General features: G+C 74.9%; 12 protein-coding genes and 1 tRNA gene. 4 read left to right on the forward strand and 9 right to left on the reverse strand.

Translation table 11 applies throughout. From position 1 onward, the window contains the following. The coding region (gene rpsB / locus Q4D18_RS06670; RefSeq protein WP_303126725.1) for a 30S ribosomal protein S2 at positions 1–837 on the reverse strand (837 nt) is incomplete at its 3' end. A gap of 583 nt (positions 838–1420) precedes the next feature. Between rpsB and Q4D18_RS06675 the strand changes: the two genes are divergently transcribed. Continuing rightward, the gene (locus Q4D18_RS06675; protein WP_303126726.1) at positions 1421–1918 is read left to right on the forward strand and encodes a M23 family metallopeptidase; all 498 of its coding nucleotides are present in this window, start codon (positions 1421–1423) and stop codon (positions 1916–1918) included. Here Q4D18_RS06675 and Q4D18_RS06680 read toward each other — a convergent pair. Continuing rightward, on the reverse strand, positions 1915–3036 hold the full coding sequence (locus Q4D18_RS06680) for a glycosyltransferase (RefSeq protein WP_303126749.1): 1122 nt from the start codon (positions 3034–3036) through the stop codon (positions 1915–1917). The genes Q4D18_RS06675 and Q4D18_RS06680 overlap by 4 nt on opposite strands. 344 nt (positions 3037–3380) lie before the next feature. On the opposite strand from Q4D18_RS06680, the gene Q4D18_RS06685 reads away from it, so the two are divergent. Next, entirely contained in the window at positions 3381–4232 is an 852-nt protein-coding gene (locus Q4D18_RS06685) for a C40 family peptidase (protein WP_303126727.1), read from the forward strand. A 71-nt stretch (positions 4233–4303) separates the two neighbouring features. Here the strand turns inward: Q4D18_RS06685 and Q4D18_RS06690 are convergent. The 7 genes from Q4D18_RS06690 to glsA all read right to left on the reverse strand — a co-directional run bounded on the left by Q4D18_RS06690 (position 4304) and on the right by glsA (position 10817). Further along, positions 4304–4377, reverse strand: a tRNA-Ile gene (locus Q4D18_RS06690). 57 nt (positions 4378–4434) lie between these two features. Then, positions 4435–5655 carry a glycosyltransferase gene (locus Q4D18_RS06695; RefSeq protein WP_303126728.1) on the reverse strand — a complete coding sequence of 407 codons (1221 nt, stop codon included), beginning with the start codon at positions 5653–5655 and terminating at the stop codon, positions 4435–4437. Then, a complete protein-coding gene (locus Q4D18_RS06700) occupies positions 5652–6551 on the reverse strand; it encodes a DMT family transporter (RefSeq protein WP_303126729.1) in 900 nt (299 codons plus the stop codon). Before Q4D18_RS06700 ends, Q4D18_RS06695 begins: the two co-directional genes overlap by 4 nt. 172 nt (positions 6552–6723) lie before the next feature. After that, on the reverse strand, positions 6724–7644 hold the full coding sequence (locus tag Q4D18_RS06705; protein ID WP_303126730.1) for a phage holin family protein: 921 nt from the start codon (positions 7642–7644) through the stop codon (positions 6724–6726). 169 nt (positions 7645–7813) lie between these two features. Next, on the reverse strand, positions 7814–8650 hold the full coding sequence (locus Q4D18_RS06710) for an aldo/keto reductase (RefSeq protein ID WP_303126731.1): 837 nt from the start codon (positions 8648–8650) through the stop codon (positions 7814–7816). A gap of 158 nt (positions 8651–8808) precedes the next feature. Then, complete coding sequence (locus Q4D18_RS06715; RefSeq protein WP_303126732.1) at positions 8809–9759, reverse strand: SDR family oxidoreductase; 951 nt, start codon at positions 9757–9759, stop codon at positions 8809–8811. 59 nt (positions 9760–9818) lie between these two features. Then, positions 9819–10817 carry a glutaminase A gene (glsA, locus tag Q4D18_RS06720; RefSeq protein ID WP_303126733.1) on the reverse strand — a complete coding sequence of 333 codons (999 nt, stop codon included), beginning with the start codon at positions 10815–10817 and terminating at the stop codon, positions 9819–9821. Between the two features lie 124 nt (positions 10818–10941). Between glsA and Q4D18_RS06725 the strand changes: the two genes are divergently transcribed. Then, entirely contained in the window at positions 10942–11622 is a 681-nt protein-coding gene (locus tag Q4D18_RS06725; protein ID WP_303126734.1) for a CueP family metal-binding protein, read from the forward strand. Positions 11623–11690: 68 nt separating this feature from the next. After that, on the forward strand, positions 11691–12989 hold the full coding sequence (locus tag Q4D18_RS06730) for a DUF1524 domain-containing protein (RefSeq protein ID WP_303126735.1): 1299 nt from the start codon (positions 11691–11693) through the stop codon (positions 12987–12989). Positions 12990–13017: the final 28 nt, after the last annotated feature.

Consider the following 13017-nt stretch of genomic DNA (forward strand, 5'->3'; position numbering starts at 1 on the left):
CGGGGCGGCGGCGGCCTCGGCGGGCTGCTCGGCGGCCGGAGCCTCGGCCTGCTCGGCCTTCTGGCCCTGCTCGGCCTCGTGCTGCTCGAGGAGCTCGCGCTCCCACTCGGCCATCGGCTCGGCGGCGGAGTCGCCGGACTTGCCGCCCTGGCGGGCGATCAGGCCTTCGGCCACGGCGTCGGCCACGATGCGGGTGAGGACGGCGACGGAGCGGATCGCGTCGTCGTTGCCCGGGATCGGGTAGGTGACCTCGTCCGGATCGCAGTTGGTGTCGAGGATGGCCACCACGGGGATGCCCAGCTTCTGCGCCTCGTCGACGGCGAGGTGCTCCTTCTTGGTGTCCACGATCCACACGGCGGAGGGGGTCTTGGACATGTCGCGGATGCCGCCCAGGTTGCCCTGGAGCTTCTGCAGCTCGCGGTTGAGGAGCAGCAGCTCCTTCTTGGTGTGGTTCGAGCCCGCCACGTCCTCGAAGTCGATCGCCTCGAGCTCCTTCATGCGCTGCACGCGCTTGGAGACGGTCTGGAAGTTGGTGAGCATGCCGCCCAGCCAGCGGTGGTTCACGTAGGGCATGCCCACGCGGGAGGCCTGCTCGGAGATGGCCTCCTGGGCCTGCTTCTTGGTGCCGACGAACAGGATGGTGCCGCCGTGGGCGACCGTCTGCTTGACGAACTCGTAGGCGCGGTCGATGTGGGTCAGCGACTGCTGCAGGTCGATGATGTAGATGCCGTTGCGCTCGGTGAGGATGAAGCGCTTCATCTTCGGGTTCCAACGGCGGGTCTGGTGGCCGAAGTGGACACCGGAGTCGAGCAGATTGCGCATGGTCACGACGGACATGGCGTTCCCTTCTGTGGCAGCCGTGGGACCCCGCGCGGTGCGCACGGGCGGTCTGCCGGTCGTTGCGTTTCACGGTTGGCGGCCGCCTCCACGGCGGCCCCTGGCATCACGACGGCGACTGCCGGGCCCCACGATCACCCCGGCCGACCTTGCGGGCGGACGGGGACCGGACGTGGGGGCTGGACCCGCTCGGGCGGGACCACCGTGGTGCGCGGAGTCGGCGTCATGGCACGGCTGAACGCCGGTGGCACGACACCGCTCCCGCGATCCTACCCCACGGGCCCCTCCCCGCCGTCCGGGCCGTGGGGTGTCACCGCGGCCCGACGACGGAGCGGACGGCCGCCGGTCCTGCACAGGCGACGTCGGCCCCGCGGCGCTCCACCACGACGGCTGCGGGGGTCGCCGGCCATCGCCCCGGTGCCCCAGCGTGGGCGGCATGCCCCAGCCCCGCCCGCACCGCCCTCCCCCGCATCCGACGCCCCGCCGAACGCCCCTCCTCGTCCTCGCGGCCGTCGCCGCCCTGACCGTGGGATCCTCCGCCGGTCCCGCAGAGCCGTCCGCGCCCGCGGCGTCGGAGGCGGGCGTGCCGCGCGTCGTGACCGCCCGCATGGACGTCCTCGGCCCGGCCGCACCCCTGCTGCCGCCGGTGCCCGGAGCCGGGCCCGAGGACGTGCTCCGCGGCTTCGCCGGTCCGCTGAAGCCGTGGGGCCGGGGCCACCGCGGGGTGGACGTGGCCGCCCCGGGCGGCCGGGTGGTGGCGCCGGCGGCGGGCACGGTGCGGTTCGTGGGGTCCGTGGCGGGGCGGGGCGTGGTCACGCTCGCGCACGCGGACGGCACCCTGAGCTCGTTCGAGCCCGTGGACTCGACCCTGATCGTGGGCCAGCCGGTGGCCGCGGGGCAGGAGGTCGGCACGGTGTCCGCCGTCGTCCTCCACTGCCCCGTGCGGTGCGTGCACTGGGGGCTGCGCCGGGAGGACGCCTGGCAGGTCGGTGCGGCGCGCTTCGACCGCTACCTCGACCCGCTCATCTCCCTCGGCTGGGCCGGGCCCTCGGTGCTGTGGCCGCAGGACGGGCCGGTCTAGGCCGCCCGGCGCCGGGCCACGTCCGCCACGAGGTCGAGCAGCTCGGCAGCCGAGGCGTCCCACGTGAACCGGGCGGCCTGGGCCACGGAGGCGCGGGAGGCGGCGGCGAAGACGCCGGGGTCCTCGAGCTCCCGGACGTGCCGGGCCAGCGCCGCGCCGCGGTCCCCCTCGAGCGGGACGCCGCGCCACGCGGGGGTGCCGGCGCCGGCCACCTCGCGGAACACGGGCAGCTCCGAGCACACCACGGGGGTGCCGTGCGCCTGCGCCTCGGCCACGGGCAGGCCGAACCCCTCGGCGCGGGAGAGCGTGACGGATGCCGTGACCCGCCGCAGCAGCCGGACGTACTCCGCCTCCTCCACCCCGCCGTGGAAGACCACCTCCGCCCCGTGGGCCCCCCGCCGCCGTCGGGCGTCGGCGAGGTGCACCTCGAGGGCGCGGCGTCGCTCGTCGCCGATGCGGGAGAGCAGGTGCAGGGTGTACCCGGGGAGCAGGGGCGCGGCCTCGAGCACCGACTCGACGTCCTTGTAGGGCATGAACGAGCCCATGTAGAGGATCTCCCGGGCAGGGGCCCGCCGCGGGTCGCGGGGGGCGGCCACCGGCTGGGGCGCGTTGGGGACCACCCGCACGGGGCGTCGCGTCAGCCGGTGCTCCGCGATCAGGTCCGCGGTGGTCCGCGAGACGGTGGCGACGGCGTCCGCGCGGTCCAGGAGAAGCCGCTGCGGCGTGTAGGCCAGGTGGTAGGCGCGCCAGAGCCAGCGCAGCGGCTCGGGCAGGTCCCCGGGCGGGGTGGGGTGCTCGTGGTAGATCAGGTCGTGCAGCGTGAGGATAAGTCCGTGACGACGCCCCCATGAGCCCATGGTCTGCAGGGGCGAGAACACCACGTCCGGCCGCAGCCGACGGACCTGCCGGGCCACCCACGGCTCTCGGACGGAGGTCGGGGCGGAGACGCGGTGCCACGGCACGCCGGCGGGCAGCAGCCGCAGCTGGCGCTCGTCCGAGATCAGCATCTCCACGCGCACCCGTGCCGGGTCGGCGGTGCGGTGCACGGCCTCGATCAGGCTCGCGCCGTACCGGGAGATGCCGTCGTGCACGTCCGTGCGGGTGTAGCGGGCGTCCATGAGCAGCAGGAGGGGGCGGGTCACGCCTCCACGCTAACCGGCACGCCACGCGGGAGGCGCCCCGGACTCGCCCCACGGGAGCGCTGCCCGGAGGCCAGGAGGTGACGTGCAGTCCACGCCTCTGACCTGCGACGTTCGGGCTCTGCAGAAAGTTCACATTGCGTTTCGGTAACGATCGGATACGGTAGGTCACGGTTCGGTCACGAGACCTGCCTCACTCTTCCGGTCCGGACGCCTCCCGGCGTCCGGGCGTCACCCCGTCATCCTCTCGCCCCGGTGGGCCGGCATTCCCTCGTCGTGGTCGCTCCGCGACCAGTCCACCGCTCACCTCACGGAGCACCGCCTTGACCGAGCACACCCTCGCCCCCGCCCGCCGCATCCGCACCTCCTCGGCCACCCTGGCCCTCGCCCTCGGAGCGAGCGCCCTGGCCACGGCCGGCGCCGCCTCCGCAGTGGTGGCCCCCGCCGCCCAGGCCGCCGAGTCCACCTACACCGTCCAGGCCGGCGACGGCTGGTGGATCATCAGCCAGCGCACCGGCGTGTCGATCTCCCAGCTGATGCTGCTCAACGGCATGACCTCCAGCGACATGCTCCACCCGGGCATGGTCCTCAAGACCTCCGGCACCGTGACCTCCACGGCCGGCACCTACACGGTCCAGCCCGGTGACGGCTGGTGGATCATCAGCCAGCGCACCGGCGTGTCCATGAGCACGCTGCAGAAGATCAACGGCATGACCGCCAGCACCGAGCTGCACCCGGGCATGGTCCTCAAGACCTCCGGCACCACCACGAGCACCGCCCCGGTGATCCATCAGTCCTCCGGCAAGCAGGCCGCGATCGACTTCGCCCTCGCCAAGGTCGCCGACCCGGACACCTACTACGCCTGGGGCGGCAACGGCCCGTACGGCTACGACTGCTCCGGCCTGACCAAGGCGGCGTTCGCGCAGGCCGGCATCACCATCCCGCGCACCTCGCACGACCAGTACATGGGCGCCCGCTCCTACCACTCGCTCTCCGACGCGCAGCCCGGCGACCTCGTCTTCTGGTCCAACCAGTCCACCGGCCGGATGTACCACGTGGCCATCTACCTCGGGAACGGCAAGGTCGCCCACGCGATGAACCCCACCGACGACCTCGTCGTCACCACCATCGACGTCATGACCTCCAACCGCATGGCGGTCGTCGGCCGCTACTGAGCCGCCCCCACCACGACCACGTCGTCCCCCGCCCTGGACTGCCAGGGCGGGGGCCGACGTCGTGCTGCGGGTAGGGCGTGCGGGGCTTGAACCCGCGACCCAGGGATTATGAGTCCCCTGCTCTGACCGACTGAGCTAACGCCCCCCGCCCCGCGCCGCGCTCGTCGGCGCCGGCGGGACCTGACCATCCTAGCCAGGGGCCTCAGAGCTCGGCGCGGATGCGCGCGGCGGTCTCGCCGCGGTACAGCCGCTCGAAGAGGTCCACGGTGCGCCGCGCGGAGTGCTGCACCGCCTTGGCGTGGGAGGCCTCCCCCATGGCGGCGCGCTCGGCGTCGGGCAGGTCGAGGACCCGCGCGATCCGCTCGGCGAGGGCCTCGTGGTCCCCCGGCGGGAAGAGCCAGCCGTTGACGCCGTCGTCCACGAGGTGGGGCAGGGCCAGGGCGTCGGCGAGCACCACGGGGGTGGAGGCGCTCATCGCCTCGAGGGAGACCAGGGACTGCAGCTCGGCGGTGCCGGGCTGGCAGAACACGTCCGCGCGCAGGTACGCCCGGTGCAGCTCCTCCTCGGAGACGTGGCCGCGCCGGTGCACGCGCTCCGTCACGCCCTCCTCGCGGATGACGCGGTCGACGGCGTCGCGCTGCTCGCCGTCGCCGACGATCTCCGCGTGCACGTCCAGGTCCGGCCGCGTGCGCGCCAGGTGGGCGATCGCCCGGACGAGCACGTCCACGTGCTTCTCCACCGCCAGTCGCCCCACGAACAGGACGGTGGGGTGCGCGTGGGGCTCCACCACCTCGCCGGGGGCGGGCTCGTAGGCGGCGGCGTCGATGCCGTTGGAGATCGGCAGCACGCGGTCCAGGCCGGCCCGCTGGGCCATGGCCCCGGCGGCCAGCGCGGTGGGGGTGGTCACGGCCGCGCCCTTGCCCATGAGCCGGCCCATCCGCCACCACGAGTAGCGGGAATAGCGGTCCAGGACCCACTGCGGGAACGGCAGGAACGGCTCGAGGTTCTCCGGCATGAAGTGGTTGGTGGACACGGTGCGCACGCGGCGCTGCTCGGCCACCCGGATGGCGGCGGCCCCGATCATGTAGTGGCACTGCGCGTGCACCACGTCCGGCTCCACCTCGGCCATGATGCGGCGCATCGAGCGGCGGGCCCGCGGCGGGAACACCAGCCGGTAGTACTCGTGGGTGGGCGCGTGCCAGGACTGCAGCCGGTGCACGGTGGCCTCGGGCCGCTGCTCCACGGTGTCCGGGCCGTCCTCGGTGCGCGCGGCCACCACGTGCACCTCGTGCCCGCGGGCGTGCAGCGCGGTGGCCAGGCGGAGGCAGAAGGTCGCGGCCCCGTTCACGTCCGGCGGGTAGGTGTCCGCGGCGATGAGCACGGTCAGCGGACGCTCCGCGCCGGGGAGCTCTCGGGGGCTCACGTGGGGGTCTCTCCTGGGGTCGGGACGGGGGCGCGGCCGTCCTGGCGTCGGGCCAGCACGTCGGGGTGGCTCCGCGCCAGCCGCACGATCCCCACGGTAGCAACCAGGGCGGCGGCCACGAGTCCCGGGCCCACCCAGCCGGGCACGTCCGGACGCAGCTCGCCCAGCACCAGGATGCCGATCAGGACGCCCACCATGGGATCGATCACGGTCAGGCCCGCCACCACCAGGTCCGGCGGCCCGTGCCGGTACGCGGTCTGCACGAACCACACGCCCAGCAGGCCCGCCACGGCGACGACGGCGAGCACGTCCGCGTCCGGGAGGCGCGCCCCGAGCACCCGGACGGCGGTGAGCCGGACGGCCACGGCCACGAACCCGTAGAGCACCCCGGCGGCCAGGATGGGCACCAGCGCGCTGACGTGCCGGCGCAGCCACAGCGCCGCCGGGACGGCCAGCGCCACGGCGATCCACGCGATGGCCACCGTCACCCGCTCCTGCTCCGTCGTGGGCACGGGGTTCTGGCGCGTGGCGGCGAGGGTGATGAGCACGAAGGAGGCGGACCCCACGGTGCAGGCGCCGATGGCGGCCCACGTGCCGCGGTCGATGCGCAGGCCCGCGGTGCGGGCGTGGAGCACCGTGGTGACGGCCACGGCGATGGCCCCGAGCGGCTGGATCACGCTCAACGGGGCCAGGGCCAGGGCGGTGACGTTCAGGGCGATGCCGGCCAGCATGAGCGCCCCGCCCACGAGCCACACGGGCGAGCCCAGCAGCGCGAGCATCCCTCCCCGGGCGGGGGCCCGCGCCTCGAGGGCGCGCACGCCGCGGGCCTGGCGCTCGCTGCCCAGCGCCAGGAACACCGCGCCGGCGAGGGCGCACAGGACCGGGATCAGCGGCACGGTCCGGCGGCCTGTCCGGTGGCGGCGGTGCTCATGGTCTCCTCGGGTCGGGCGGGACGGGCGGAGGAGCAGGGCGCGGCGCGCACGGGACGGTCCCCCTCCCCCAGCCTAACGACGACGAGGCCCCGATCCGGTGCGGATCGGGGCGTCGTCGTGCCGGACGGACGGGAGGTCAGTCGCGGCGGCCGCGCAGGCGGGAGGCCAGGACCGCGAACGCGGTGCCCGAGGCGCCCAGCAAGGCCAGCGGCTGCCAGCGGTCCTTGACGTAGTCCTCGGCGGACGCGGCCTGCTCGCCGGCGCGGGCGGCGCCGGTGTACGGGGCGGTCTGGTCGGTGGCGTGGGCGGTGTCCGCGGTGGCGCCGCGCAGCTTGCGCTGGGCGGTGAAGGCGGCCACGTTGCCCTTGACGCTGGTGCGCTCCTCGAGGCCGGAGCGGATGTCACCGAGGTGGCGACGGCGCAGCTCGGCGCGGCGGCGGACCTCGTCGTCAGAGGCGTCGTCCTGATCGGGGTGGGGGGCGGCGAGGCCGTTCTTGCGGGCCTTCTTGTTCTCCTCCTCCTCGATCTTCCTGCGCTCGGCGGCGCGCTGCTTCTCGATGCGCTCGGCCTCCTTGCGCTCGGCCTTGAGGCGGTCGTACTCGGCCGGGTCGAAGTCGTTGCCCTCCTTGAGGTAGCCGAGGTCGTACTCGAGGTTGCGCACGGTCTCCTGGGGCACGAGCGGCATGGCGCCCTTGATCTGCATGGCACCGGCGCCGGCGAGGACCAGGCCGAGCACGAGGAAGACCAGCGCCACCATGAGCGCCGGGAACCAGAAGGTCGGGTCGGCGAAGGCGCCGATCAGGGCGACCACGAGGGCCACCAGCATGAGGGCCAGCAGGCCCAGGCCCAGGACGGCGAGGGCGGCGCCGATGCCGGCCTTCTTGCCCTTGGCCGCGATGTGGCCCTTGGCCAGGGAGAGCTCGTCCTTCAGCTGCAGCGGCAGCAGGCGGACGAGGGCGCCCAAGAGGTCGGACAGCGAGCTCGCGCGGGTCTGCGTCGTCACCGGCGTGGTGGGACGGGGCGCGCGCACCGACTGCGTGGGGGCGGCGTGGGACATGGGGCTGGCCTTCCGTGACGTGCGGCGGATCGTCCTCCGGCGGGCACGCCCGTGGGCCGGCCCGTCGGGAGGGGATCGGGGTGTGGTGATCAGGTGTGATGCTCAGGGCTCACGCTATCACCGCCCGCCCCCGTGGGTCCGAGGGCGGGCGGTGGTGGAGCGGGCCGGATCAGAAGGTGATGGTGGCCGGGTCCGGTCCGATGCGGCCGTCCTCGCGGTCCAGGCCGCGGATCTGCTCCAGCTCCTCCTCGGAGAGGGTGAGCTCGGCCGCCGCCAGGTTGGAGGCGATCCGCTCGGGGGTGACCGACTTCGGGATCACCACGAAGCCCTCGGCCAGGTGCCAGGCGATGACCACCTGGGCGGGGGTGGCGCCGTGCGCCTCGGCGATCGCAGTGATCACCGGGTCCTCGAGGACCTCGCCGCCCTGGCCCAGCGGGGACCAGGACTCGTGGACGATCCCGTGGCGCTCCTGGACCTCGCGCAGCCGGCGCTGCTGCCAGTACGGGTGGGTCTCCACCTGGTGGATGACCGGCACCACACCGGTGGCCTCGATGATCTCCTCGAGCTGCTCGGCGGGGAAGTTCGAGACGCCGATGGAGCGCACCCTCCCCTCCTCCTGCGCCTCGATCAGGGCCTCCCAGGTCTCGAGGTACAGGCCCTGCGCGGGCTTGGCCCAGTGGATCAGGTAGAGGTCCACGTAGTCGGTGCCGAGCTTCTCGAGGGAGGACTCGAGGGCCGCGCGGGTCCTCTCTCGCCCCTGGTCCGAGTTCCACACCTTCGTCGTGATGAACAGCTCCTCGCGCGGCACGCCGGCGGAGGCGATCGCGCGGCCCACGCCCTCCTCGTTGCCATAGATCGCGGCGGTGTCGATGTGTCGGTAGCCGGCGCAGATGGCCTGGGCGACGACGTCGGCGGCGACCTCGTCCTCGACCTGCCAGACGCCGTAGCCCAGCTGGGGGATGGACCGGCCGTCGTGGAAGGCGGTCCGGGGGACGGTGGTGCTCATGGGGTGCTCTCCTCGAGGTCGTGGGCTGCGCGGACTCCTGCGCTGCGGATCAACCGCGGCGGAGGGCGGGCCATTCCCGCAGGACGACGACGCCCCGCCGCCGCAGGGGCGCCGGGGCGTCGCCGGGATCGCCCGGCGCAGGGCCGCCGGGCGGACGGTCACGGGGTGGGCGTGCCGCCGTTGGCGTTGAGGGTCTCGCCGACCACGTAGCTGGACTCGGGGGAGGCCAGGAACACGTAGGCCGGGGCCATCTCCACGGGCTGGCCGGGGCGGCCGGTGGGGGTGTCCTCGCCGAACTTCGGCAGCTTCTCCTTCGGCTGGCCGTCGGAGACCTGCAGGACCGTCCACACCGGGCCGGGGGCCACGGCGTTGACGCGGATGCCCTTGGGGGCCAGCTGCTGGCCCAGGCCCTTGGTGAAGGCGTTGATGGCCGACTTGGTGGCGGCGTAGTCCAGCAGCATCGGGTTGGGGTTGTAGGCCTGGATCGAGGTGGAGTTCACGATCGTGGAGCCCGGGCCCATGTGCTTCAGCGCGGCGCGGGAGAGCGTGTACATCGACAGGATGTTCACCTGGAACGTCTCGAACACCTGCTGGTCGGTCAGCTCCTCGAGGGACTCGCTGACGACCTGCTTGCCGGCGTTGTTCACGAGGATGTCCAGACCGCCCAGCTGCTCCGCGGCCCGGTCCACGACGGAGCTGCGGTAGTCCTCGTCCATCAGGTCGCCCGGCAGGGCCACGGCGGTGCGGCCGGCCGCGCGGATCGCCTCGAGGACCCGGTCGGCGTCGCGCTGCTCCGCGGGGAGGTAGGCGATGGCCACGTCGGCACCCTCGCGGGCGTAGGCGATCGCGACGGCGGCGCCGATGCCGGAGTCGCCGCCGGTCACCAGGGCCTTGCGGCCCTCCAGGCGGCCGAGTCCCCGGTAGGAGTCCAGGCCGATGTCCGGGACGGGGTCGGTCTCCACATCCAGGCCCGGCTCGGGCTGGTCCTGGATCGGGGCGTCCTGCTCCGGGTGGCGAGTGGAGGGGTCGTCGTGCGCCAGCTGGGAGGACTCCACCGGGATCTCGGAGTCGGGGCGCTGCTGGTCCTTCTGGTCCGTGTGCTCAGTCATGGAGATGACCCTAGGGGCGCGCCTCCCCCCTGTGACAAGGGGCGACGGGCGGCGGTTCCTCAGCCGCGCAGGCCCCGCAGCGCCGTGTGGTGCTGCAGCACGTGCAGGTCCCAGCGCTCCGCGAGATCCTCGAACACGGCGATCCCGCGCAGCGAGTTGCCCCGCTCATCGAGGCGCGGGGACCACGTGGCGATGCCGAGGGCGCCGGGCACGGCGCCCAACAGCGCCCCGGAGACGCCCGACTTCGCCGGGATGCCCACCTCCGCCACCCACTGGCCGGAGGCGTTGTACATGCCGCACGTGAGCATGACGGACATGGCCTGCTGGGCCACCTCCTCCCGCAGGACGCGCTCGCCCGTGCGCGGGTTGACGCCGCCCGCGGCGAGGGTGGCGCCCATCACCGCCAGCTGCTCCGCGCCCACCCGCACCGAGCACTGCGCGAGGTAGCCCTCGACCGCCTCCCGGGCCGGGATCGGCAGGCGGCCACCGTCGGCGAGGAGGTGCGCCAGGCCCAGGTTGCGGTCGGCCCGCTCCCGCTCGGCCTCCACCACCTCCCGGGACACCTCCAGCTCCTGGCCCGCGAGCGCGGAGTAGCGCTCCAGCAGGAACCGGACGCGGGCCTCGGCGTCGTCGCCGGGGACGAGGGCGTGGGCCATGATGGCGCCGGCGTTGATCAGCGGGTTGTAGGGGCGGCCGTCGTCGTGGAGGGAGAGGTGGTTGAACGCCTCGCCGGAGGGCTCCACGCCGACGTGCTCGAGGGTCTCGTCCAGACCGACCTCCTCGAGGACCACGGCGTAGGTGAGCGCCTTGGAGACGGACTGCAGGGCGAAGCGCGCGTCGGCGTCGCCGGCCACCGCGACCTCGCCGTCCGTGGTGCACACGGCGGCGGCCAGGCCGTCCACGTCCTGGTTGGCCACGTCCTCGAGGTAGTCCGAGGGCTCGCCCTCCCGTTCGGGGCGTGCGGCCTCGAGGGCCTCCTCGAGACCGGAGCGGAGGCGGGCGGCGTCGACGTCGGGCAGGGCGGGGGTGCTCTCGTCGGAGCGGGCGGTGCGGTTCACCCGTGGGAGCCTACGCGGGGGGCAGGTCATGCCGCGCCATGCGGGGAGGGCCGTGGCGGGCGCCGGACAGACTGACGGACAGGAGCATGCGCCCGGCTCCGTGCCGGGCCGGAGAGGAGCACCCGTGTCCCGTCCCGCCCGGTCCCCCCACGTCCGGCCCGGCCCCGACCCGACCCGCCGTCGTCTGCTCATCGCGGCGGCGGCCACCGCGGGGGCGGCCGCCTTGAGCGCCTGCGGCGCCAGCGGGGACGGCGGCGGCCCGTCCGCCCCCTCCCCGGGCGCCGCGGGGGCGCCGACCGGCTCGGCCTCCCCCGACGCCCTGCCCGGGGACGTCCGGGCGCTCCTGGCCCGGCACGGGGTCGAGGCGACGACGGCCGAGGAGGCCGTGGAGGGGGTGGACCGCCTGCCGCAGGCCCGACCCCTGGCCCTCCAGGGCCAGGTCCGCGCGGACGAGGTCCGCTTCGCCGACGCGGAGGGCGAGGCCGTCGCGCCCCTGACCGCCGGCCTCTTCTACCTGTCCCTGGCGCCCTACCGCGAGGTGACGCACGACTGCGTGCTGCACGCCCTGGGCGGCTGCCAGGGCGAGCTCGCGGACACGGACGTCCACGTGCGGGTCACCGCCGCCGACGGACGGGTGCTCGTCGACGCCGACGCCCGCACCGGGGCCAACGGCTTCACCGGCCACTGGGTGCCCCGCGGGCTGAGGGGCACCGTGGAGGTCCGGGCCGGCGGGGAGACCGCCACATGCCCGTTCGACTCCGGCCCCTCGGGGGCGACCTGCCTGACGGAGCTGCGCCTGGCCTGACCCCGCCACGGGGACCCCGCCGCCCCCGCCTCCCGGGCCCCGGACCCGCGCCTGACTAGGGTGGACGGATGCCTCCCTCCCGTCCGTCCCGTCCCGCCCGTCCGACGTCCCCCGCGGGGGCCGCGCCGTCCGGGGCGGGGACGGGCCGGCGGGCCGGCTGCGGGTGCCTGGGCCTCCTGCTGATCGGGCTGGTGCTCCTGGCCCTGCTGCTCGGCGGCCTCGCCCGGGACACCGGGGATCCGCAGGCCGGCGGCGACGCCTCGGCCTCCTCCCCCGCTCCCGCCGCCCCGTCGACGGCGCCCACCCCCTCCCCCTCCTCGGCGGTCTCGGCCGCGGGCTCCTCCGCGTGGGGCGGCCCGGCCGAGCCCCGGACCACCGGGCCCACCTCCGCGGCCCCGACCCGCACGGCCTCCGCTCCCCCGTCCGCCCCCGCCGCTCCGGAATCGGAGGCGAGGATCGAGACCGCGGCGGACGACCAGCCTGAGGCGGCGCCGTCGTCGTCCGTCGCCCCGGCGCGCGCCGAGGCCGAGGCGAACACCGCCCTGGCCCTGCTGGACACGCTCGAGGTCAAGGGCCGTGCGCCGAAGACCGGCTACGGGCGGGAGCTGTTCGGGCCGAGCTGGGCGGACGTGGACCGCAACGGCTGCGACACGCGCAACGACATCCTGCGCCGGGACCTCGTGGACGTGGCGGTCAAGCCCGGCACAGGCGGGTGCAAGGTGCAGCGCGGCACCCTCCACGGGCCGTACACGGGGAGCACCATCGCGTTCGTCTCCGGCCAGGACACCTCGTCCGCCGTGCAGATCGACCACGTGGTGGCCCTGTCCGACGCCTGGCAGAAGGGCGCCCGGTCCCTCGACGCGGACGATCGGCTGGCGTTCGCCAACGACCCCCTGAACCTGCTGGCGGTGGACGGACCCACGAACCAGGCCAAGTCCGACGGCGACGCCGCCACCTGGCTGCCGCCGAGCCGCTCCTACCGCTGCCCCTACGTGGCCCGGCAGATCGCCGTCAAGGCCGAGTACGGGCTCTGGGTCACCTCCGCGGAGCACGACGCCATGGCCCGGGTCCTCGCCGACTGCCCGGACCAGCAGGTGCCCGCGCGCGAGGGGGCCGGCGCCCCGGCCGCCCCGGAGGACGCCGCGCCGGCGGAGGAGGCCCCCGCGCCGGAACCGGCCGCGGAGCCCGAGCCCGCCGCGCCCGTCGACCCGGAGCCCGCCCCGGAGCCGGAGCCGGCGGCCGAGGCCGAGGTGTTCTACAAGAACTGCACCGCGGCCCGTGCGGCCGGCGCCGCCCCGCTGCTGCGCGGCGAGCCGGGCTACCGCTCGGCCATGGACGGCGACGACGACGGGGTCGCCTGCGAGTGACACCCGGAGGGGACGGGAGCACCGGGCG

It is taken from the genome of Micrococcus sp. (assembly GCF_030523875.1).
In the GTDB taxonomy this organism is placed as follows: Bacteria; Actinomycetota; Actinomycetes; order Actinomycetales; family Micrococcaceae; genus Micrococcus.